The organism is Pantoea sp. sgz302252 (genome assembly GCF_042610525.1).
Classification (GTDB): domain Bacteria; phylum Pseudomonadota; class Gammaproteobacteria; order Enterobacterales; family Enterobacteriaceae; genus Erwinia.
Genome location: NZ_JBHDVM010000005.1, coordinates 357,272 through 381,732, shown reverse-complemented (window position 1 = coordinate 381,732; position 24,461 = coordinate 357,272). Strand labels below are relative to the sequence as shown.

Below are 24,461 nucleotides of genomic sequence, written 5' to 3'. Positions count from 1 at the left end.
TGCTCTCCTTATTGTCAGGCTGAAGCTTACCTCTCCTCTGGCGTGGATTCATCTCCGATCGGGCGGCGCCACGCCTGAAAACAAAAAAGGCCCGCATTTGCGGGCCCTTTATCACGACAGGCGATCAGATTTTACGGAAGATCAGCGAGCCGTTAGTGCCGCCAAAACCGAAGGAGTTGCATAGCGCATACTCCAGTCCCTTAACCTGACGTGCCGTGTGCGGCACGAAATCCAGGTCGCAACCTTCATCCGGGTTATCCAGGTTGATGGTTGGCGGGATCACCTGATCGCGCAGGGCAAGGATCGAGTAGATAGATTCTACCGCGCCCGCCGCGCCTAACAGATGACCGGTCATGGATTTGGTCGAGCTGACCATGACGCTGGAGGCCGCCGCGCCGAATACCGACTTCACGGCCTGTGCTTCAGCAATATCGCCCGCTGGCGTGGAAGTGCCGTGCGCATTGATATAGCCGATCTGCTCCGGAGACAGCTGCGCATCGCGCAGGGCGTTTTCCATTGCTAACGCTGCGCCTGCGCCGTTTTCCGGCGGCGACGTCATATGATAAGCATCGCTGCTCATGCCGAAACCGACCAGCTCGGCGTAAATTTTCGCGCCGCGCTTTTTCGCGTGCTCATACTCTTCCAGCACCACAATGCCCGCGCCATCGCCCAGCACAAAGCCGTCGCGATCTTTATCCCACGGACGGCTTGCCGCCTGCGGATCGTCATTGCGGGTAGAAAGAGCGCGCGCCGCGCCAAAGCCGCCCATGCCCAGCGGCGTGCTGCCTTTCTCGGCGCCGCCCGCTATCATCACATCAGCATCGTTATAGGCGATGATACGCGCCGCCTGGCCAATGTTATGCACGCCTGTGGTACAGGCAGTGGAGATAGCAATACTTGGGCCCTTCATGCCATACATGATAGTCAGATGACCGGCAATCATGTTCACAATAGTGGAAGGCACAAAGAATGGGCTGATCTTACGAGGGCCGCCGTTTACCAGCGAGGTATGGTTTTCTTCGATCAGACCAAGACCGCCGATGCCGGAGCCGATAGCCGCGCCAACGCGGTGCGCATTCTCGTCAGTAATGACCAGACCGGCATCCTGCATAGCCTGCATGCCAGCAACAACGCCATATTGAATGAAGGCGTCCATCTTGCGCTGATCTTTGCGAGAGATAAACTCTTCGCAGTTGAAATCCTTTACTAAGCCAGCAAAACGCGTTGCATAGGCGCTGGCTTCAAAATGGTCGATCGGGCTGATGCCACTCTGACCGGCAACAAGAGCATTCCAGGTAGACTCTACGGTATTGCCGACAGGAGACAACATGCCAAGACCGGTCACAACTACACGACGCTTAGACACGTTCGTCCTCCAGGGAGGGGAAAAAAAGAGAATCAGTGGGAACTACAGATAAAACTCAGGCGGTCGAGTGACCGCCTGGAGATGCTCACTTAACCCTGGTGACCATTGATGTAATCAATAGCTGCCTGAACGGTAGTGATTTTCTCAGCTTCTTCGTCCGGAATCTCAGTATCAAACTCTTCTTCCAGAGCCATTACCAGCTCAACGGTATCAAGAGAATCAGCGCCCAGATCTTCTACAAAAGAGGCAGTGTTAACAACTTCTTCTTGCTTAACGCCAAGCTGCTCGCCAATGATTTTCTTAACGCGTTCTTCGATAGTGCTCATACTATTAAATTTCCTATCAAAACTCGCTTTCGCGATGGTTTTCGTAGTGTATAAAATGGTGAAAAAGATGCAACTAAATCCCGGCTGGTCAAACCACGAATTTACGCTATTTTGCGGGTTTTACCGCAAATAACGCAAATAGTTTTCGCGATTATCAGACCATGTACATTCCGCCGTTGACGTGCAGCGTCTCACCAGTGATGTACGCCGCCTCGTCAGAGGCTAAAAATGCAACGGCACTGGCGATCTCCTGCGCGTCGCCTAAACGACCCGCCGGCACGCCCGCCAGTATGCCCGCACGCTGCTCTTCAGTCAGCGCACGCGTCATGTCGGTTTCAATGAAACCGGGAGCCACAACGTTAACGGTAATACCACGTGACGCGACTTCACGCGCCAGTGACTTGCTGAAGCCGATTAAACCCGCTTTTGCTGCCGCGTAGTTTGCCTGACCCGCATTACCCATTGTTCCGACAACGGAGCCAATGGTAATAATTCGGCCCACGCGTTTTTTCATCATAGCGCGCATTACCGCTTTTGACAGGCGGAATACGGAAGTCAGATTAGTATCCAGGATATCCTGCCACTCATCGTCCTTCATGCGCATCAGAAGATTATCACGCGTAATGCCAGCATTATTGACTAAAATGTCCACTTCGCCAAATTCTGCGCGAATGGTTGCCAGCGCCTCTTCAATGGAAGCGCTGTCGGTCACGTTCAGCGCCAGGCCTTTGCCGTTGCTGCCCAGGTAAGCGCTAATCGCCTCTGCGCCGCTTTCGCTGGTCGCCGTGCCGATTACTTTCGCGCCGCCCGCTACCAGTTTTTCCGCGATAGCGCGGCCGATGCCGCGGCTCGCGCCGGTAACCAGCGCAATTTTTCCTTCGAAGTTCATTTTCATCCTCTTCTTACTGCCCGAGCGCCGCTGACAGGCTGGCCGGATCGTTAACCGGCGCCGCCGTCAGGGTGTCTACAATTCGTTTGGTCAGGCCGGTCAGCACTTTGCCAGGCCCAACTTCCAGCAGCGACGTTACGCCCTGCTGTGCCATAAACTCTACGCATTCGGTCCAGCGAACCGGGCTGTAGAGCTGGCGAACCAGCGCGCTGCGGATCGCTTCCGGCGTCGTTTCACAGCGCACGTCGACGTTGTTTACCACCGGCACGGTTGGCGCATTGAAGGTCAATGCCTCCAGCGCCACGGCCAGCTTGTCCGCAGCGGGCTTCATCAGCGCGCAGTGCGAAGGCACGCTAACCGGCAACGGCAGTGCGCGTTTGGCGCCAGCAGCTTTACAGGCTGCGCCAGCGCGCTCTACTGCGGCTTTATTGCCAGCGATAACCACCTGGCCCGGCGAGTTAAAGTTTACCGGCGAGACAACCTCGCCCTGCGCCGACTCTTCGCAGGCTTTGGCGATAGCCGCGTCGTCCAGGCCGATAATCGCCTGCATCGCGCCGGTGCCTTCCGGCACCGCTTCCTGCATCAGTTTGCCGCGCAGCTCAACCAGCTTAATGGCGTCTTTAAAATCGATCACGCCTGCGCAAACCAGCGCACTATACTCGCCCAGGCTGTGTCCCGCCAGCATTGCAGGCGCGGATCCGTCTTTTTCCTGCCAAACGCGGAAAATAGCAACAGATGCGGCCAATAATGCCGGCTGAGTCTGCCAGGTTTTGTTCAGTTCTTCCGCAGGGCCATTTTGCACCAGCGCCCACAGATCGTAGCCTAAGGCAGCAGAAGCTTCAGCAAATGTCTGTTCAACCAGCGGGTTTTCCGCCGCCAGCTCTGCCAGCATGCCTGGCGTCTGCGATCCCTGTCCGGGAAAAACCATTGCGAATTGCGTCATTGTTATGTCCTGTTAATCAAAAACGAACCAGCGCCGAGCCCCAGGTGAAGCCGCCGCCAAAGGCTTCCAGCAGAATCAACTGGCCTGGCTGAATGCGGCCGTCGCGCACCGCTTCGTCAAGCGCGGTCGGCACTGAGGCTGCGGAAGTGTTGCCGTGGCGATCGAGCGTCACCACAACTTTGTCCATCTCCATGCCCAGCTTGCGCGCAGTGGCGCTAATGATGCGCAGGTTAGCCTGATGCGGCACCAGCCAGTCGATCGCCTCGCGTTCGAGGTTATTGGCCTGCAGGGTCTCTTCGACGATATGCGCCAGCTCGGTTACCGCCACCTTGAACACTTCGTTGCCAGCCATAGTGACATAGGAAGGCTGCTGCTGATTTTCACGATCCTGGTTAGCCAGAGTCAGCAACTGCCCATAGCGGCCATCGGCATGCAAATGCGTAGAGATAATGCCCTGCTCTTCGCTGGCGCCAAGCACTACGGCGCCTGCGCCGTCACCGAACAGGATGATGGTGCCGCGATCTTCAGGATCGAGCATACGCGCCAGCACGTCAGAACCGATAACCAGCGCATTTTTTACCGCGCCGTTTTTGATGTACTGATCGGCGACGCTCAGGCCATAGGTGAAGCCCGCGCAGGCTGCCGCAAGATCGAAAGAGGCAGCGTCTTTGATGCCCAGCATCTGCTGGATCATGCAGGCGGAGCTTGGGAAAGCATGGCTGGAGGAGGTTGTTGCCACCACGATCAGGCCGATATCATCTTTATCGATGCCCGCCATTTCCAGCGCGCGCTCGGCGGCCTGGAAGCCCATCGTCGCCACGGTTTCGTCCGGGCCGGCGATGCGACGCTCACGGATACCGGTTCGGGTGACAATCCACTCGTCCGACGTATCCACCATTTTTTCCAGATCGGCGTTAGTCCGCACCTGCTCGGGCAGATAGCTGCCCGTACCGATAATCTTCGTATACATGAACGTCAGTCACTCTTAGGTAATACAGTTTCAAGGCGGGCAGCAATCCGCTCGGGAAGTTGCCGCCGCACCGCCTGCTCTGCCTGTTCAATCGCCGCGATAAATGCGCGCTGGCTGGCGCCGCCGTGGCTTTTCACCACGGTTTTGCGCAGCCCTAACAGGCAGGCGCCATTGTACTGGTCGGGGTTAAGATGGCCGAAGCGCTTAGCCAGGCGTTTTTTCAGCAAACGCCCCAGCAGCGACAGCCACCAGGCCCTTTTTTTACCTTCTTGCGATTGCAACAGCGAAAGAAAAACCCTTACCACGCCTTCCATTGTCTTTAACGTGACGTTGCCGATAAAGCCATCGCACACAAGGACGTCCGTTTTCCCGGTAAGAAGCTCGTTACCTTCGAGGTATCCAATATAGTTAATTTCTGTCGCGGCCTGCAGTTTCTCTGCGGCTTCGCGAATACTTTGTAACCCTTTAGTCTCTTCCTGGCCGATATTCAGCAGCGCGACGCGAGGCCGATCGATGGCCAGCACTTCCTCTGCCATTACCGCTCCCATCACGGCAAACTGCACCAGCATAGCGCTATCCGACTCTACGTTAGCGCCCAGGTCCAGCACCACCGTTTTACCTGCCTTGACGTTTGGCAGCACGGTCATCAGCGCCGGACGTTCAATGCCGTCCAGCGGCCCAATCAGGAGTTTAGCCAGTCCCATCAGCGCGCCGGTATTACCGGCGCTGACGCAGGCTTCGGCGCGCCCTGTTTTTACCAGCTCCAGCGCTATACGCATAGAGGAGCCCCGGCTTTGGCGAACCGCCTGCGCTGGCCTGGCATCACTGGCAATAACCGACTCGGCAGGAATAATCTGCAGACGTTCCCGTAATGCGGAATCGGCTTTTGCGAGTAATGACGTGAGTGTGTCGGGATCGCCGACCAAAAGAAGATAAAGCTGCGGATCGGACGCCAGTGCCTGCATTGCCGCAGGCACTGTCACGCAGGGACCGAAATCCCCGCCCATGGCATCTATCGCCAGGGTCAAACGTGTCAAAGTATCGCCGGCTGGGCCGAGAATTACTTAACGATGACCTTGCGACCGCGGTAGTAACCATCCGCAGTGATGTGGTGACGCAGATGAGTTTCGCCAGAAACTTTATCTACGGAAAGAGTGGCAGTGGTCAGAGCATCGTGTGAACGACGCATGCCACGTTTGGAACGGGTTGGTTTATTCTGTTGTACGGCCATGGACCTTACTCCTATTACTTACGCTTTAAACTGGCTAATACGGCAAATGGGTTTGGTTTTTCCGCCTCTGCAGGCAACTTGCCAAAGACCATGTCCGCCTCGGACACTTCACAGTGTTCAGAATCATGCACCGGAACGACCGGCAGGGCGAGGATAATTTCATCTTCTACCACTGCCAGCAGATCGATTTCGCCAAACTCGTTGACCTCGACCGGCTCGTACGCTTCCGGTAGTGCTTCTGCCTGTTCGTCGGTGACGACCGGGCTGAAACAATACGTTACGTGGACGGCGTGCGGAAAGTTCTGGCCGCAGCGTTGACAGCACAGCGTGACGGAAACCGCCGCAGTGCCATTCAGCACGGCTAAACGCTGGTTGTCGATCGCGAACGACATTGCACAATCTACATCGCTGTCCACACTCACTACCGATTCGGCAAGACGCTCCACCTGTTCAGGGGTGTAAACGCCCTGATAGTCCAGGCGTTTCTGAGCGGTGCGAACCGGATCGAGAGTCAGGGGTAATTTTACCTTTTGCATAGGGCGCGCATATTAACTTTGTAACGAGATAGAGTCAAAGAAAAAGGCCGTTTAACAGCATCTTTCACCCATTATTCGCATCCAGTGCGGCGCATAGTTTAAAATGTCCTGCACTCCTGCGCAATTAATCCGGAAAAAATTATGACACAGCTGGTTCTGGCTTCGACCTCCCCTTTCAGAAAAACGCTGCTTGAGAAGCTCGGCCTCCCTTTTATCACCGCCGCGCCTGAGGTTGACGAAACGCCGCAACCTGATGAATCAGCAACGGATTTAGTGCAGCGCCTGGCGGCGGCAAAGGCTCGTGCGCTGGCGGTGAACTATCCCGAACATTTCATTATAGGTTCCGATCAGGTGTGCGTAATTGACGGCAAAATCACCGGCAAGCCGCACACGGAAGAACGGGCCTGCGCGCAATTACGCCAGGCCAGCGGGCATAGCGTGATTTTTTATACTGGCCTGGCGCTGCTCGACAGCCGAAATAATAGCCTGAAGGTTATCTGCGAGCCTTTTAGCGTGGATTTCAGATTATTAACTGAACAAGAAATTATTAATTATGTGCGTAAAGAGCAGCCGCTGAACTGCGCGGGCAGTTTTAAAAGCGAGGGATTGGGCATTACACTGTTCGACAGGCTGACGGGCCGCGACCCCAATACGCTGGTTGGCCTGCCGCTGATTGCGCTGTGCGAGATGCTGCGTGAAGCAGGCATGGACCCGCTGGCGCTGCGCTAAGCAAACAAAAAATTATGCCGCGTAAATGCGGCATAAATTATTAATAACGACGAGAGTACTAAGTTTTATTTGCCCGTGGCCGTTTTACGCAGTACGGCCAGGCAGCGTTTCAACTCGTCGTCCAGCGGCGCTTCCACACGCATTACCTCGCCCGTGTTCGGATGGGTGAACTTTAGCGCCGCCGCATGCAGGAACAGCCTCTTTAGCCCCGTACCCGCCAGCTGCGCATCAAAATCCCTTTCGCCATAGCGATCGTCAAACGCGATAGGATGGCCTGCATGCAGCGTATGCACGCGGATCTGGTGCGTGCGCCCGGTAATTGGGCTGGCTTTAACCAGCGTCGCCTTTTCATAACGCTCTTCTACTTTAAAGCGCGTTTCGGAAGGCTTGCCTTCGCTGCTGACCCGCACCACCCGCTCGCCGCTCTGCAGAATGTTTTTTAGCAGCGGTGCCTGTACTGCTTTAACGTGAGATGGCCACGAGCCGCGCACCAGCGCCAGGTAATCCTTCTGCATGCCTTTTTCACGCAGCTGCTCATGCAGCGAGCGCAACGCGGAACGCTTTTTGGCCACCAGCAAAATGCCTGAGGTATCGCGATCCAGACGGTGCACCAGCTCCAGGAAGCGTGCTTCCGGGCGCAGCGCTCGCAGGCCCTCAATTACGCCGAAGCTCAGTCCGCTACCGCCGTGTACGGCCGTGCCGGAAGGTTTATTCAGCACCAGAATATAGTCATCTTCATAAACAATGGCGTCCGCCAGCGCGGCGACTTTATCCAGCTTTGGCGAGACGGCTGCTTCTTCGCGCTCTGCCACGCGCACCGGCGGAATGCGTACCTCATCGCCAGCCTCCAGCTTATATTCCGGCTTGATCCTGCCTTTATTAACGCGTACCTCGCCCTTGCGCAAGATGCGGTAAATCATGCTTTTCGGCACCCCTTTTAGCTGGGTGCGTAAAAAGTTGTCGATGCGCTGCCCCGCTTCATCAGCGGCGATAGTCACAATTTGTACTGCTGGCGTATTGGTTTTCATGGTGGGCGATTCTAAATAGAGCGCCAGCATAGCGCCACTTCTTTTTCTGTGCTTAACTGTCAGTGACCCTGCCACAGTGAATTTACGCCGTTTTTTTAGGCGATTTGCTGAAAAGCGCTGCAAATCGTCTGAATTGCTGGAATAAACTTCGCAGAGCGGGAAAAGTCACCTTGCTATCACAGGCTTAGCTTGAAATAATGATTTCGTTTTTCTGGCTCAATGCTTGCGAAACAAGATAATAGCGTTATAAGAAATTTTGCCGGATAGCCCATACACGCAGCAATGGCGTAAGACGTATTGTGCAATCAGGCATTTAGCGGGCTGCGGGTTGCAGCCTGGACGGCGAGACGGGATTGGTTCACTCTGGTTTTCACTGGCGGTTCCCCCTCTTTATAAATGCGCTGTTTTTCCAGTTGAAAAGCAGGCTACCGAGATTTGCGCCCCTTGAGCTGGCGACAACCGGGAGGTTGACGGCTTTGCGATGAGACACGGGGCCATCGGTTTGACGCGTCCAGCGTTACTATGCCCGTAGCTTTGTCACTAATGTAAGAATAATGAGTAAGTTACGATGAAAAGAATGTTGATCAACGCAACTCAACAGGAGGAGTTGCGTGTCGCCCTTGTGGATGGACAGCGCCTGTACGATCTGGATATCGAAAGCCCCGGACACGAGCAGAAAAAAGCCAACATCTATAAAGGCAAGATTACCCGCATTGAACCCAGCCTTGAAGCCGCCTTCGTTGACTACGGCGCTGAAAGACACGGTTTTCTCCCTCTGAAAGAAATCTCCCGCGAAAACTTTCCCAGCAACTACTCCTCTCACGGCCGTCCCAATATCAAAGACGTGCTGCGTGAAGGCCAGGAAGTTATTGTCCAGATCGATAAAGAAGAGCGCGGCAACAAAGGCGCGGCGCTGACTACCTTTATCAGCCTGGCCGGTAGCTATTTGGTGTTGATGCCGAACAACCCACGCGCTGGCGGTATCTCTCGCCGCATCGAAGGTGACGATCGTACCGAGCTGAAAGAGGCTCTTTCCGCGCTGGAGCTGCCGGAAGGCATGGGCCTGATCGTGCGTACCGCAGGCGTTGGTAAATCCGCCGAGGCGCTGCAGTGGGATTTAAGCTTCCGGATGAAGCACTGGGAAGCGATTAAAAAAGCCGCCGACAGCCGCCCTGCTCCCTTCCTGATCCATCAGGAGAGCAACGTGATCGTTCGCGCTTTCCGCGACTATCTGCGCCAGGATATCGGTGAAATCCTGATCGATAACCCAAAAGTGCTGGAGCTGGCACGTCAGCATATCGCCGCGCTGGGCCGTCCCGACTTCAGCAGCAAAATCAAGCTCTACACCGGCGAAATCCCGCTGTTCAGCCACTATCAGATCGAATCGCAAATCGAATCCGCTTTCCAGCGTGAAGTGCGCCTGCCTTCCGGCGGCTCTATCGTTATCGATTCCACCGAAGCGCTGACCGCCATCGACATCAACTCCGCACGCGCTACCCGCGGCGGCGATATCGAAGAGACGGCGTTTAACACCAACCTGGAAGCGGCGGATGAAATCGCCCGCCAGCTGCGCCTGCGTGACCTGGGCGGCCTGATCGTTATCGACTTTATCGATATGACCCCGGTTCGCCACCAGCGTGCGGTAGAAAACCGCCTGCGTGAAGCAGTGCGTCAGGATCGCGCCCGTATTCAGATCAGCCATATTTCTCGTTTCGGCCTGCTGGAGATGTCGCGTCAGCGTCTCAGCCCGTCGCTGGGCGAGTCCAGTCACCATGTTTGCCCGCGCTGTAGCGGCACCGGCACCATTCGTGACAACGAGTCGCTGTCGCTCTCTATTCTGCGCCTGATCGAAGAAGAAGCGCTGAAAGAGAACACCAAAGAAGTTCACGCCATTGTGCCGGTACAGATCGCCTCTTACCTGCTCAACGAAAAACGCGAAGCGGTAAATGCCATCGAAAAACGCCAGGGCGGCGTGCGTGCCATCATCGTGCCGAACGATCAGATGGAAACTCCGCACTACTCCGTACTGCGCGTGCGCAGCGGCGAAGAGACGCAGACGCTGAGTTATCATCTGCCGAAGCTGCATGAAGCGGAGATGGCGCTGCCTTCAGAAGAGGAGCACGCCGAGCGCAAACGTCCTGAGCAGCCTGCTCTGGCCGCGTTTGTGATGCCGGATGCGCCGCCAGTGCCGCAGGAAACCGTTGCGGAAGCACCACCGGCCGCGCCGGTTGCAGCGCCTCAGCCAGCCCAGCGTGCTGCCAACGAACCTGGCATGGTAGGCCGCCTCCTGCGTGGACTGAAGAAAATGTTCGCGGGCGCAGAGAAGCCGGTTGAACAGCCGCAGCCTGTGGCCGAAGCCGCAGAAGAAGAGAAAGCGCCGGAAGCTGCGCCGCAGCGTAACGAACGTCGTAACAACCGTCGTCAGAACAATCGCCGCGACCGCAATAACGGCGAGCGCTATGGCGATCGTAGCGAGCGCGCCAATGACCGTAACGATCGCAATGGTGAACGTAACGATCGCAACGGCGAGCGTAATGACCGCAACGGCGAGCGTAACGACCGCAACGGCGAGCGTAACGACCGCAACGGTGAACGCAACAACAACCGTAACGATCGTAACAACAATCGCAACGAGCGTATGGTGCGCGATAGCGATCCGCAGGCGGAAGCCCGCGAAGAGAACCGTCGCAACAAGCGTAACGCAGCACCGCAGGGCGAAGCACCGCTTAGCGAAGAGGCCCGTAACCAGCAGCGCGAAGAGCAGCAGCAGCAGCGCCGCGAGCAGCGCGCCGAGCGCAAACGCCGTCAGGAAGAGAAACGCCTGGCCGCGCAGGAAGAGAAAGCCGCTGAGGCTGTGCAGCTGGAAGAAGCCGCTGTTGAGCAAGCCGAAGAGCAGGTTCAGGTGATGCCGCGCCGTAAACCGCGCCAGCTGAGCCAGAAAGTGCGTATCGAAACGGCTGAGCAAACCGCAGCCCGCTCTTTCGCGCCGGAAGAGCCTGCGCCAGTTGAACAGCAGCAGCCTGCGCTGGCCGAAGCAGTGGATATCGTTGAGTCGGAAGAAGAAGAGCGCGATAACAGCATGCCGCGTCGCTCACGTCGTTCGCCACGCCATCTGCGTGTTAGCGGCCAGCGTCGCCGTCGCTACCGTGATGAGCGCTATCCGAACCAGTCGCCGATGCCGCTGACCTTTGCCGCCGCTTCGCCGGAAATGGCTTCAGGCAAGGTCTGGGTTTCCTATCCGGTAGCGCACGTTTCCGATAACCATGAGGTTGAGCAATCCGTGGTGCCGGATTACGGTCACGAAGAGACGGCAGCCGCCATCGCCGCTGCAGAAAGCCTGCCGCAGGAAGCCAAAGACGAGGCCCAGCCAGTGCATATCGCTGAGCCGCAGTCGATTACGCCAGCTAACGCTGTAGAAACTGCCGCAGCGGAAGCGCCGGTAGAGGCTACTAACACTGCCGCAATCGCAGCGCCGGTGAGTGAAGCACCCGCCGTGATTTCTGTCGCTGATGAAGAAGTAGCGAAAGAAGTCGCGCAGGAAGCCTTCCCGGCAGATAAAGCCCATGAAGACGAATCGGCGGAAGCTGCTCAGCCAGCCTCTGCTACCGATGTCAGCGCAGAAACCGAGCAGCAGGTTGCCGAGGTGCTTAACGCGCCGGTAGCCGCGCCAGCAGCTACCGAACCGCATGCGCCAGTACCTGCGCGTGACGAACCTGTAGCCACCAGCGCGCAGGCTGAAACCACTGCTCCGGCACAGGCTGAAGCTGCTGCTCCGGTACAAACTGAAGCCGCTAAGCCACAGGCTGAAACTGCCGCTCCGGTACAAACTGAAGCCGCTAAGCCACAGGCTGAAACTGCCGCTCCGGTACAAACTGAAGCCGCTAAGCCACAGGCTGAAACTGCCGCTCCGGTACAAACTGAAGCCGCTAAGCCACAGGCTGAAACTGCCGCTCCGGTACAAACTGAAGCCGCTAAGCCACAGGCTGAAACTGCTGCTCCGGTACAAACTGAAGCCGCTAAGCCACAGGCTGAAACTGCCGCTCCGGTACAAACTGAAGCCGCTGAGCCACAGGCTGAAACCGCTGCTCCGGTACAATCCGAAGAAGCTGTTAAAGCGCAGGCTGAAAGTGTGGTTCAGACCGGTATGGCTGCGCCAGCCGTGCAGGCAGAGCCGGTACAGCGTGGCAGCATGGCCTCAGCCGCTCCGGCTCGCCCAACTCAGGTCGAAACGGCTCCGGCAGTGCCAGCACCAGCACAGCCAGAAGCACCTGTAGCCGCTCAGCCTGCTGCCGCACCGGCCTTTAAGCACCACGCCGCCGCGCCAATGACTAAAGCTCCGGCACCTGAGTATCAGCCAGAACCCGCTCGCCACAGTGACTGGGTACGCCCTTCCTTCAATTTTGAAGGCAAAGGCTCTGCTGGCGGCCATGCCGCTACGCACCAGGCGACCGCTCCGGCAACGCGTCCGTAGCAATTAATACTGACAACCGTTACCAGTAAATCAAAACTGCACCCTAAAAGTTGAATATCAACTGATTAAGGTGCAGTTTTTTTGATCTTTAGTCAGTTAAACCTGCCCGGACTTGTGATGTGACACAGGACATCCAGCCAAAATAGATATTGATATTATCCAACGTACAAGCCCTGCCTGAACTGATCATGAGTTTTAAAAAACAGGGACCAGGTGCTATCAGCCCGCTTCATTACTGGCAAGGCCAATCAGGCTCCATAAATTTCTATATAAAAGCCTAAAAAACGTTCTACAGGTATTCGTTGTAAAACCTCAGGCACATAGTCTAAAAATCTTTCTGGAAGGATACCTGATGAAAGTTGTTCTAATTCCGCATCGGTAGTCATTGTTCTTACCATGTTTATAAATAAAATAATTTTTTGTAAGTCATCTGCACCCAAATGCTCATTACCGAAATATTGCTGTGAAATTATCTTTAGATCCAAATCATAATTACTACTTAAGCTTTTAATATCGATTAAATTTTCTTCCACTTCCTTTAACGCGTTACGGCGGTTCTCAGCGTTAAATGCTCCAGTTGCTCCTGCTCCAAGAATAAGCAAACCTCCTGTCAACGCCCCTGCTGATGCTTTTGAGCGCAGTGGCATCTCTCGTATGAGCTGAAGAATTTCCCGCCCATCACTATTTCTGTCAGGGCTTTCCGCTATCAGATAATCGCCTGTTATCGTCGAATTATTTGTGTCACTGGTTACGTCAGCTGAGCCTCTTCCTAGCCGGAGCGTTTTAAAGCTTTCAGGTATAGTTACACTACGACGACTACCAGCAGGTCGATAATATTGCCTCAGAGAATAGACTTCACCCCTATCTACTGGCTCTTGCAATCGCCCGATACCCAGCCTCCGTCTAAGCGAAAGCACGGATTCAGTCAACTGATAAACAGCGATATTACCTACGTCTGAGATTAGCACTGAGGCACGGTTTGAATAAGGTACGGAAAATGAACCATCACTGGGTAAGGAGTTTGCCATAGGGGAGTATATACCGCTATAACCTTTAACTTTGACCCTCAGTAAGTTCGCTATAACCTGCCCCTGAGAAAAAGGTCTGATAGTATTTCCATAACAACACTGAAGATCAATATAATTGATATTATTAATATCGACATTACGTGCTTTAGCAAATTCACGAATAACCTTAACCACATCCCGTGCGGTAAAATGTCCTGTGCTTCCTGGAGCACCATGCGCGCGAATGACTATAGTTCGGTTATCTGACCCCATCCGAATATAGCTATCCGGACCAAAAGGCTCAGCAAATCTGTCTTTTTTTTGAGTATACTGCGAGGCCTCAGAGATTTCTTTTTGTGAAGATGCAGATTTATTTTCAGAAACGTCACTATAAGGAGTATTTCCAGCTTGTTCAAAGGAGGTCGATGGGGAATTCGGATTATCCCTGTAGTGGGATGTTCCAGGCATTGCAGAAACGTCTGGCTCCAATGAGCCTTCTGCATGCATATCATTAAAGTAGTTTTCCACTATTTTTGTGGCGGGCGTATACTGAAAAACCGGCTGATAGCCCTCTTCATCAGGCTTTGCAAAATAGTCATCAAAATTCTTAATCGTTTTACTATCCATGGTATGTTTAAAATGATTTCTGGAAGTGTATTTACCAATTTTATTAAACTTTTCCAAAGGATATTTGCCATTCAGCTTAAGTATGAAATCACCACCATTGACCTGATACATATATATACCCTTAGCTGTAACGTGCACATACGCTACATGATCATATATTACAGTGCCATTCTTACGTATTACGCCTACATGTATAAAACCAGATTGAGTTATGTTACCGGATTTGAAAGTTGTTAATGGGGGTCTTGTTTGCAAGTCGAATGTCTGACGATAACGATCAGAATTCATTATTTCACCATTTTTATCCGGTTTCGCCACTGTTTCAAGCAACCATTTAGTTTGCCTGGGCGTCAAAGATTCAGCCTGGCCGGCATTTTTGATTGCGGTACTATAACAAATATTGCTGTAAGAAGCGGCCCCCTCAATCTTGCTCGCCCGATTAATTTTTTTATCAAGCTCCTTTGAACTTAACTTTGCAGCAGGCCTGTATCGCCATACTGCCTCATGCATCCAGGAACCATTTTGCCACGTATCACCCCCATTTCTGGATATTTCAAAAACACCGTTACGTACCCGTCCTTTCAAACGTTTACCATCGGCATTAAAACTTCTCGCGCTTTCATTAGGTTTAGCAGACTTGAGGGTTTGAAAATATTTTTTTGGGTTCTGCCCTGCTTTTAGCGCCTCGGCACAGTGCTCTTCTGACCCAAAGCTGTTCCTTTCAGGAATATTATCCCGTCTACTGTAACCGGCATTTTGTAGTACATATGCGAACATATGTATATCACTACCTCGAGTCCATGTCTGGCCATTATCAGACGAAATTTCCAGCACGCCATGCTTTTTCCTGCCCAAAAGTTGCCTGCCATAAAAAACAAAGGGATGGGTTCTTTCAGCCGGAGGTATATGGTAGGGTTTAGCAGGGCGTAATGGTCTGATTTCGTGATTTTTTTTTGGCAAGCTTCCGGTTCTCTTTTTTTCCTCAATCTGAATTTTATTGTTTGGTTTTTCGTTGAAAGAGTCTTTAACTTTCGTGTGCACGGTTTTCCTTTCCGTCACATTCATATGTGCGTTATTAACTTCCGGAGTTGCCCTGGACAATGGCTCAGCCAGTGAATTTTTCAGCTTGATATTATTTGTGATAATTTTTGTCGTTATCCAGCCATTCCTGCTGCTCATGCCAGCATCAAGGCAAGCCATATAAATATGCAAAGGATCGCCTGTTTCTACAGCAATTTTTATGCTTAGAGCAAGCCCCGCGATATCAATGACTTTATCTGCGATAACTAAGCCATAGCTAACTATTGCCGCTCCTGTTCTGCTAAATTTCCTGATGATTTTTGCAACCTTAGCACCAGGAATGAAAGAAACAACTAAACTCGCTACCGCTAAAGGGTCAGGGCTTTTACCTTCAATTATATTCGCCGTTATTTCTGAGGAAGATTGAGCAATAGGTAAAACAAATCCTCCTGGGAGTAACGTCACGATTAATGTAAAAGTCGGATCTATCCATTGCGCCGTACGTACAGCATTATCTATATTTATTTGTGCCTGTTCTGAACTTTCTTTTTTATTAATACTAATATTATTTTGTATTGCCCTGGCACTACTTTCTGCCGGATGTGCTATGCCATATAGAATTTTTAAATGTAGCGGCCTTTGGTCTGCGAACTCTCCTTTATATAAGGTCTTATTAGCTTTAAAATCCGCATCATCTATTTTAGCCCCACAAGCCGCTTTAACCATTAAATCTTCATTAGTGGTCCAATTAATCTTCTTATTACTGTCCATTGAATAAATTTCATACAACCATTTACTTCTGGGGTCTTTGATTTCGCTTATTTTATTTTCTTCAAATTCTTTGTAAAGACGGTCAGCAATAGTAATAATATCCGTTCTTGCTCGCCTGATATAATTAAAATACTTATCAAAATCTATCTCTCCTTTTTTTATCTTTCTGAATATAACAAAACCATTATCATAAATATAGCTCCCTGCTGATGTATAAGGCAGCCGACCTTCAAGCTCTTTCTTCAAATCTTTTTCATCAGCAATATAATAATATTTTTTTGGGGAACTAAGATCGACCAGAACACCTGTTTTAGCACCAGGCTTATCAGGAATAAAAAGACAGTTGACAAATGTATAACCATATACGTCAACCTGAGTAACGCGTTCTTTCCCCATTCGAGCTTCATGGGCGTTAATGCGGGAAGCGTAGGGTATTTTAGGATCGTTTTCAATTTGAAAAAGCGTATATTTTAATGCATTATAATAAGCTTTTGATTTTTGTTCATCAGGTAATTCACTATAATTTTTTTGTTGACCAAATTCTGTATCATCACTTCTATTCTCAACTGCCTCATTTATAAGAAACTTTCTGCTATACATTAGCCTGAATTTAGTTCTCGCGATTTCCCTTTTCTCATCCTCACTTCCCCCTCCCCTTTTTTCTAATTCTTCTTTAGCTATCATTAACCTTTTATTAAGGTCATCAATTTGGATTGTCGGCGGAGGAAATGATTCCATTTCCAAATCAATTTTTTCAGCCACATTCCAAAGTTCACTTCTTGTTAAAACATCTATATGATTTTTTCTAAAATACTCATTTATTTCCTCCTCTTTGAGTTGTAATTTAGCTTGATCCTGAAGACATTTTTTACTGATAGCTGAAATATTTTTGTCATTATTATTTATACTTGAATTTAAGAGAGTTTTAATTTCTTCTGGTGATTCGAAATCTTCTGCTTTCCTGCCTGTCATACTGAAGTACGCATTCAACGACATATTATAGTTATCCATTGCTTTTAACATATCCGTATGAATTTTCTCCAGACCACGATAGTAAACTACCTCTTCCTTACGAATCTGGTGAAAGTAATCGTTTACTTCACTTTCTTCACCGGTAAAATTAGCCGGTATGGTGTATAAGGGGTTGGGCCTCTCTACAGCATGTATATTCTCATCGTAATAGTTATTTTGACTTTCTCTATCCTGAGCTTCTGGCTTACTATAGCTTGTTTTATCTATTTCTGCTGTGTTTGGATCGGCATGCTGTAAATCTGCAAGTTTCACTCGAATATTTTTCTCTACACGTTCGAAAGCCTCAGCTGTCAACTCATCGCCATTCCATCGGGCTTTTTTAATATGTATATCAAGGGCTATGTTAAGATATTCTGTAAATGATTTTAAATTTATATAACAATTATTTTCAATGTAAATTCGGTGCATTTCATTTTTTAAGATCTCATCTATTTTATTATTGCCATTGTCATGTAATACGTATGATGAATAGTAATCAAATTTATAGCTACTAGTGTAGAATTCTTTCCATCTTACCATAGCTCCGGGTATGCGCTTTATTGTAAAACCCTCACCACCAACATTTAAATATAATCCATCTTTTCCAAATATTGTTGCCGGCCAATACTGCCCGCCAAAATAGATATATATATTCTCACTTTCTATAGCGCCTGATGACTCATTTATCACTCTTAAACATATTGTTTCGCCATCACCCATAATGGGAGTAGCTACAGGAAGCGGTTGAGGACCATACACCTCTTTCATTGTATTATTTATAGCGTTTTTTAGCGCCATGAAATCTCTACTACTTTCTGATTCAACCTCCCATTCATTCATCTCTGGAGTATTGCGCAGAATGTATTCTATATCAGTTTCGTTAATTTCAGTAACAGGGAAATTTATATGCCGCCCGACACGGCTGAACCTGGTTGGTAAATTGTCTGTATTGTTTATAGTATAAACTTTACTACCTTCACTAATTCTGTTAGCACTTATATCCTGACCAGGTTCCCTTTCTTTGGCATCCTGCTTCTCAATAGCAGAATTGCCACTGAGGCGAACAACTTCGGATGCGGGGCTGATAACGCATTTTGTTCTCTTTAAATATTCATTAACTATTACCTGAATGGCCAGCCTTTTATTAAAATCAGGAACATCCTCCCTGGATGGGCTATTTTTGATTGCTGCCATTAGCTGAAAGACAATGATTTGAAATTCAGGATCCTTCTTCATATAATTATAAATCTCAGCAACCAATTCTGGCTTTACTACATCTCTATCAACATTATACCATCCCATCATCTCCTCTAGTTTCCCGGTTATAACCTGTTCTTTCTCTTTTTCCCAGACTACCTTTCCGTATATCGTACCAAAGCCTGCATATACTCCTCGCCAGAACATATCCTCCGGTAGGTCAGCCAGACTATCAGTAATATATTCATCCAGGGCAATTTCTTTATCATAAATTTGCTTTAGGGTACAGGCTCCAGCGCCTAACCAGCCCAACAAAGGAATGGTTGACATGCCTGCTTTGTAAGCTGCTTTAAAGATTTCCTTTTCTATAAATTTATTTTTAATCCTTGTAGCAGGTCCCTGCTGAAATCGGATGCCACGATTTATGGCCTTGTTCCCCTGATGCAAAATTAATCCGGTGATTAAACCTCGAATAAGTAATTTCGTTGGCACATTAAGTGGAGTAGAGAACATGGTAAAACCGCCTTTTAAAGCGGCAGTAACTGCGCCTCGCGGCACCTTTTTCTGCGCCCACTGTTTTAAACAGCCCTTAATATTGAGTGTTCCCGCTATAATTTCTTCCGGCGTGGGAGGATAGATAATATTGTTCTCTGATGCATGTTTTAACTCCAGCTCTAACTTTTTTATAAATACCTCAAGATTAGGATCTTTCTCTGTTCTCAAAGCAGGATAAGCATCACTTATAACACTTACCAGGTTTTTTTCGAAAATGGCGATCGCGGTCTCTTTGTTTTCCGGATTTATTTCATACAGATAATCCTGCTTTAAATTTTCTGCCCATTCGGCAATGCCGCGTGCCAGCATACCAGCACGGGAAAAGTAACCTAAACTTTCTCCCGTAATTCTTGTTACTTCTTTGCCAATCAAGTTTTTAAGTGGACTTAATTGAAGCAGTAATTTTTCTACATTTTTTGCAAGTTCTTTCCCGCCTTCATGCCCGTGACTGGCCAGACGCAATGCAGAATCCCCAACTTCACTGGCAACAGTGGAATATTTCTCAATCACACTTTCCAGAATGCCGTAAAACTGGCGAAATCCGCGCCACTCGTCTTCCTCTGTTTTTTCAGTTTTGAGTTTCTGAGAAACGTCATGCCAGGTTTTCTCTTGCCTTCTTTCCTGCACAACTGCGTCAATTGACGCCAGTAGCTTTGTTAACGCTTTCTGAGAGTTCTTGATTTTATTTTCCCAGCGCGCCTTTTCCAGTTCTAACTGTTCATTAAGCAACTCATCCAATACAGGCTGGACGGAAGAGCGAACGGTCTGCTTCTGCAGACTATTTAGCTGTTCTACTCCTTCCTGTAACTCCCAGGCAACTATCAGCAACTGTCTCAGCAGGCGCTCAATTTGTTGATATTGATCCCTTAGCAACAATCCCGCATTTAAAATTTCATTTTTGGCGCTCTCAGACATGACAATATCAATCCTGGGGCTTTTTTTCAGAAGCCACTTCTGCAGCTCCAAGCCTATTTTATTGATTGAACAATATAATTTATCTGATCTTTCTTTTATTTTATTGCCTACCTTTTTAGCATTGGCAACAATTTTATCCTCCAGGTCTTTATACTCTTTAAATTTTTCCTCTGCCGAAGGCTCAAGCTCTTTGCTCTGCTGCCTGAATACAATTATGGCTTCTCCCAGAGCTTCAGACATAGTAAGGATGGCACGGGCAATATGAGTATGCATGGATTCATTACATTTTTCCGGCCTGAAATTACCTGTCAGAGGGTTTTTTCCAGAAATATCGCTCGCAGATCCTCCGTCAACAGCAGCTATATATCGATCATGCTTACGCAGGCCTGCTTCGTACTTTGCAATTGGTCCCATTCTTCCTGGCGCTGTTGGCCGATATCGGTCATGTAAATTTCTCATGGCATATTCTCTGGCATCTCTGGCTTCATTAAGAATATGGTCAGATTTTTTATCTATAAATTCCTTAAGTTTTATCCGCTTCCTTATATCCTCTGCTAACAGCGAATTTTTTAATTGTTTGAATTTAAAATTTTCCACCGTTAGTTGATATGACTGGCTGGACATTAAGCCTAAAAGCTTATTTTTTACAATAACGTAATTATCTTCACTTACCGCTGTTGTTGGATCCTCGTTGAGTTTTTCAATGGTTTCTTCTGCCAGAGCGTTCAGCTTTACATTAACTACTTTATCTACATTCTTTGCCCAATCTATTACCGCAAGACTTTCTGTTATCTTTAATGTTTGCAGTGTATCATGAATTAGATTGAGCATATTATTAGCCTCATCTATGGCACTTTGTAATTTTGGCGATCGCTCCACTAGTGCCTTTAATTTTTGCAGATATTCATTTGTTCGTAACATAAATTTCCGCAAGCCAGGGTTTTCATAAGCAGAGCTTCCCCGGTGCAGCATCTCTTCAATCTGGTTGATTAACTCTTTGTCTATCCCCTTTACGTTATAACCCTTGCGCAAATATTCTTTAATATCAGGCTGTAATTTTTTGAATTCTTTTTTAATCACTCCTTTCAGCTTATCTTTTTGATCGAAATATTTTTCAAAGCATGCCCTTTCTTTTTTTTCTGCCGAGGAAGTATTATCACTTTCCTCATTTTGAGTCAGAAAATTAAATCTCCTCATTGCTAACTGAGGCTTTTCGCTATTATACTCCGCCTTCAACTCGTCTAATTCACTTGCTAAAGAATAAATTCCTGAATTAGTACCAGCGGCTCCCCCACCATATTGACCTATTTCACCTGTAGGTTCACTTAGTGTCTCAAAAACTTTGTGAAGATCTAAAAAAGAGGTGTTAGTTAAGTTTACCATAATAACCAGTCCATGTTGATCGAATAGAATTTCGGTGATTTATATTATTTATTAATATATGTTTACACCGCTAAAACCCAGCAGCAGCTGGACGCGTAATTTTCAATGACTGAATTTTACGAAATACAGTCTGCTGTCGGCTGGCAGAATGTAAGGCACATAACGAGCGCACGGTAAATACAGGAACTTTCAGAGCGTTGTTAGTTATACTTGTGTCAGCCCAACGCTCAGGCAGCCTCCTTACCTGTATCAGCCATTAGCTTTACCTGTTATGTTACGCTTTGAATGCTGTGCTGTGCTGTGCTGTGCTGTGCTGTGCTGTGCTGTGCTGTGCTGTGCTGTGCTGTGCTGTGCTGTGCTGTGCTGTGCTGTGCTGTGCTGTGCTGTTGGGTTATAATATTTATTTCGTCTTTTTTTTCAATTTAAATAAAACAAACTCGCCTCTTAAGTTATTTAAGCACAAACTTATTTTCAAACGTCACTTTACGACGTTTATATTAGAACTTTTTATAACCACGTTGTTTATTGGGAACTGGTCAAGGTTAATAAATTTAACACGCATCTAAAAAACCTTGTTATGACTCATTTGCTCATACGAAAGCTCATAAAAAAGGATGCGTTGTTTTTAAGGTTCTTGCGGGCTTGCCTTTGTTGAATTTTTAAATCGGGGCGCGAGACCTGAGCAAGTAGCTCTTTGCCTTAATATAAGTGTTGCTCTACCTTCCGGGAACAGTCTAAAAATAACAAAAAAAAACCCGTCGTCAGGAGGTTAATCTGAGGACGGGGAAAAAACGGACGCACCCGGTTTAAGCGCGTCCAAAATGGGTAATCTTAAGAATTCATTTTAAACAGTGACATCTGGGACATAGAGCTGAACACCTTGTATGAAGCCTGCAATGCCGCCTGCTTCATGGTGTAAGACGAAATCGTGCTGGTGTAGTCCGCATCCACCAGGCTGCTCATCTGGGTGGACTGATTCAGCGTCGTATCGTCCGCTTTAGATTCAATATTATCCAGCTCATTCAGCTGCGTACCCACTTCCGACTGCACTTTCAGCACGTTGTTCATGGAGTTACGCAGGCCACGGTTAGCTTTGGCCATATCCGCCGCAGCGGCGTCTTTGGTCGTCGCGTCCGCATCCGCCAGCGGCTGTTTCAGCGAGTTAATCGCCGTGTTCAGCGTGGTGAAAATATTGCTTTCGCTGGCGCTGCCGTCCGGCTCCGGCGTGGCGTTGCTGGTCAGCGAGGTAAACACCTGGCTACCGGTGTGGCTGGTAGTCATGGTGCGGCTGGCGTCCACTTTCTGCGTGATTGCCGTATCGCCACCGTTATAGGTCACATTACCGCTGGCATCCTGGGTAAAAGGCGCCGTATCGGATTTGTAGCCGGCGAAAATATAGCGACCGTTACCGTCCGTCGAGTTCGCCAGGTTCATCAGCTGATCGCGCAGGCTGGTTAATGTGGTGGCGTAAGTCGCACGGTCTTCGTCTGAAAGCGTGCCCGTAGAGGCAGCAACCACCGCCGTCTGCGCCTGAGTAATCACGCTGGTTACCTGAGAAAGATTGGTATCTTCCTGTGCCAGGCTGCTGGTGGCGAAAGTGCGCGCAGTTTTATACTGGCTGGTTTCCGCCTGCGCCTGCGACAGCACCACGGCCTGGGCCGCCGCGACAGGATCGTCCGAAGGCCTGTTTACCCGCTTGCCGGTTGACAGCTGCTCGCCGGATTTCAGCCAGCTGGCCTGCGAATCCGAAATACCGCGCATCTGTTGGTCATAAATCATCGTGGTGCTTAAGCGCATGATATTTTCCTTCTGCGAAATCAGCTGACGGCGCCGATCAGCGCGTTAAAAATGGTCTGGGCAGTTTGTAAAATCTGCGCGTTAGCGGTGTAGTACTGCTGATAACGCGTCAGGTTGCCGTACTCTTCATCCAGGTTTACGCCGGAAACGGACTGCTGCTGGTTAGTCAGCTGCGTCACCACATTGCTCTGCGTGGTGCTGGTCGTTTCCAGGTTGCTGGTCTTGTTGCCGATATCGGCGACCATGCTGGCGTAACCCTGAGTAATAGTGCTGCTGCCGTTAATAACTTTTTTAGTCTGTAAATCCAGTAGCGACTGGGCGTTGTTGTTGTTGCTTACACCGTTATCGGCATCGGCCGCGGCAATTTTAGCCTCGTCGGTGATATTCACGCTCATATTGGTGATCACGTTCGCTACCGGCTTGACCAGGAAGCTATCTTTCGCCGTTGGCGTACCGCTTACCGTCAGCTGAAGGCCGTCGAAACTCAGCGTGTTGTTGCCGCTGGCATCGGTACCCGCTGTCGCCGTCACGCTGGCATTATCGGAAAGACGTTTAACGTTCCAGTTGCTGCCGTCGTAGCTCACGGTGTAATTAGAGGCCTGTACTTTGCTGGTATCCGTCCACGCCGCCGACAGCGAAGCTGTTTTGCTGTTGTTGGTGTTCGAGGTTACAGACGGGCTGCCCAGGTTAAAGAAGGCTTCGCCTGCATCGCCGTTGCTGTCATAGCCTGCTTCATGTTGGGTATTGAAACTGTCGCCCAGCGCCATCGCCATCTGGCCCAGCTGATTGCGGGTATTATCCAGATCGGTACGGAAAGACAGCAGGCCGCCCAGCGAACCGGTCGTGATCAGGCTTTCCGGGATCTCGGTGGCTTTGCCACTGGTAGAATCCACGGTCGCAATGGTTTTGCGGGTTGGGTCGGCACTGGAAGATACAGAGGCCAGCTTGCTGTAGCTGTCGCCCTGCACCAGCGAAATACCGTTGCCGATGCTGATGTTATAGCTACCGCCGTCCTGCTGGCTAACGGTTACACCAACGATATTGTTCAGATCGCTGACCAACTGGTCACGCTGATCCAGCAGATCGTTAGGCTCGTTACCTGCGCCCGCACCTTTCAGCTTGGTGATCTGCTGATTGATATTAGCGATCTGTTTGGCATAGCCGTTGATCTGGTCAACCGAAGAGGTGATCGAGGTGTTCAGGCTGGCGTCTACGTTACTTAAATAGGTATTGGTAACCTGGAACTGGTTTACCAGCCCGTTCGCTTTACCTAACACAGCCTGACGCGCCGAAGAGTCGGAAGCGTTACTGGTCAGCGTTTGCAGCGAGGCAAAGAAATCCTGCACGGTAGTCGACAGCGTATTGGTGGTGCTGGAAAACGCATCATCAATATTAGAGAGCTGCGTGTATTGCGTGGTCAGCGCGCTGGACTGCGAGCTGGCGGTACGCAGCTGGTTAGTGATGAAGGCATCATATTCGCGATTGACGCTGGCTACGGATACGCCGTTGCCATAGTACTGAGTGCCGTTCAGCGTGCTGCTTGCCTGAGCAAGAACCGTAGTCTGCCGGGAATAGCCAGCGACATTATAGTTACTGATGTTGTTACTGGTGGTATTCAGCGCGGCCGAAGCGGCGTTGATGCCGGTTAAAGCGGTATTAATCAAGTTAGACATGTCGGTTCCTTATCGC

At 49.9% G+C, this 24,461-nt stretch carries 14 protein-coding genes; 2 read left to right on the top strand and 12 right to left on the bottom strand.

What is annotated here, in order from left to right; translation table 11 throughout:
• Positions 1 to 124: 124 nt before the first annotated feature.
• The 8 genes from fabF to yceD all read right to left on the bottom strand — a co-directional run bounded on the left by fabF (position 125) and on the right by yceD (position 6,261).
• Positions 125 to 1,366, bottom strand: a complete 1,242-nt coding sequence (fabF, locus tag ACETPC_RS12120; RefSeq protein WP_380181683.1) for a beta-ketoacyl-ACP synthase II — start codon at positions 1,364 to 1,366, stop codon at positions 125 to 127.
• Between the two features lie 89 nt (positions 1,367 to 1,455).
• Positions 1,456 to 1,692, bottom strand: a complete 237-nt coding sequence (gene acpP, locus ACETPC_RS12115; RefSeq protein ID WP_124233666.1) for an acyl carrier protein — start codon at positions 1,690 to 1,692, stop codon at positions 1,456 to 1,458.
• 154 nt (positions 1,693 to 1,846) lie between these two features.
• Positions 1,847 to 2,581 (bottom strand): 3-oxoacyl-ACP reductase FabG, encoded by a 735-nt coding sequence (gene fabG / locus ACETPC_RS12110; RefSeq protein ID WP_380181681.1) that lies wholly within the window; start codon positions 2,579 to 2,581, stop codon positions 1,847 to 1,849.
• A 13-nt stretch (positions 2,582 to 2,594) separates the two neighbouring features.
• Complete coding sequence (gene fabD, locus ACETPC_RS12105; protein ID WP_380181679.1) at positions 2,595 to 3,524, bottom strand: ACP S-malonyltransferase; 930 nt, start codon at positions 3,522 to 3,524, stop codon at positions 2,595 to 2,597.
• A 16-nt stretch (positions 3,525 to 3,540) separates the two neighbouring features.
• Positions 3,541 to 4,494 (bottom strand): beta-ketoacyl-ACP synthase III, encoded by a 954-nt coding sequence (locus tag ACETPC_RS12100; protein WP_380181677.1) that lies wholly within the window; start codon positions 4,492 to 4,494, stop codon positions 3,541 to 3,543.
• A gap of 5 nt (positions 4,495 to 4,499) precedes the next feature.
• Positions 4,500 to 5,531, bottom strand: a complete 1,032-nt coding sequence (gene plsX / locus ACETPC_RS12095; RefSeq protein WP_380181675.1) for a phosphate acyltransferase PlsX — start codon at positions 5,529 to 5,531, stop codon at positions 4,500 to 4,502.
• 23 nt (positions 5,532 to 5,554) lie between these two features.
• Positions 5,555 to 5,725, bottom strand: coding sequence for a 50S ribosomal protein L32 (rpmF, locus tag ACETPC_RS12090; RefSeq protein WP_013025362.1), 171 nt, complete (start codon positions 5,723 to 5,725; stop codon positions 5,555 to 5,557).
• A gap of 14 nt (positions 5,726 to 5,739) precedes the next feature.
• Positions 5,740 to 6,261: a 23S rRNA accumulation protein YceD gene (yceD, locus tag ACETPC_RS12085; RefSeq protein ID WP_380181673.1), complete on the bottom strand. Its 522-nt coding sequence runs from the start codon at positions 6,259 to 6,261 to the stop codon at positions 5,740 to 5,742.
• Between the two features lie 141 nt (positions 6,262 to 6,402).
• Here yceD and ACETPC_RS12080 point away from each other — a divergent pair, with 141 nt between their 5' ends.
• Positions 6,403 to 6,990, top strand: coding sequence for a Maf family protein (locus ACETPC_RS12080; protein ID WP_380181671.1), 588 nt, complete (start codon positions 6,403 to 6,405; stop codon positions 6,988 to 6,990).
• A 65-nt stretch (positions 6,991 to 7,055) separates the two neighbouring features.
• Here ACETPC_RS12080 and rluC read toward each other — a convergent pair whose 3' ends face one another.
• A complete protein-coding gene (gene rluC / locus ACETPC_RS12075; RefSeq protein ID WP_380181763.1) occupies positions 7,056 to 8,018 on the bottom strand; it encodes a 23S rRNA pseudouridine(955/2504/2580) synthase RluC in 963 nt (320 codons plus the stop codon).
• Between the two features lie 568 nt (positions 8,019 to 8,586).
• Between rluC and rne the strand changes: the two genes are divergently transcribed.
• On the top strand, positions 8,587 to 12,489 hold the full coding sequence (gene rne, locus ACETPC_RS12070) for a ribonuclease E (protein WP_380181669.1): 3,903 nt from the start codon (positions 8,587 to 8,589) through the stop codon (positions 12,487 to 12,489).
• Positions 12,490 to 12,737: 248 nt separating this feature from the next.
• Here the strand turns inward: rne and ACETPC_RS12065 are convergent, their stop codons facing one another.
• The 3 genes from ACETPC_RS12065 to flgK form a co-directional block, all read right to left on the bottom strand.
• Positions 12,738 to 20,975: a hypothetical protein gene (locus ACETPC_RS12065; RefSeq protein ID WP_380181667.1), complete on the bottom strand. Its 8,238-nt coding sequence runs from the start codon at positions 20,973 to 20,975 to the stop codon at positions 12,738 to 12,740.
• Between the two features lie 831 nt (positions 20,976 to 21,806).
• On the bottom strand, positions 21,807 to 22,772 hold the full coding sequence (gene flgL / locus ACETPC_RS12060; RefSeq protein WP_380181665.1) for a flagellar hook-associated protein FlgL: 966 nt from the start codon (positions 22,770 to 22,772) through the stop codon (positions 21,807 to 21,809).
• Positions 22,773 to 22,792: 20 nt separating this feature from the next.
• Positions 22,793 to 24,445 carry a flagellar hook-associated protein FlgK gene (gene flgK / locus ACETPC_RS12055; protein WP_380181663.1) on the bottom strand — a complete coding sequence of 551 codons (1,653 nt, stop codon included), beginning with the start codon at positions 24,443 to 24,445 and terminating at the stop codon, positions 22,793 to 22,795.
• Positions 24,446 to 24,461 lie beyond the last annotated feature (16 nt).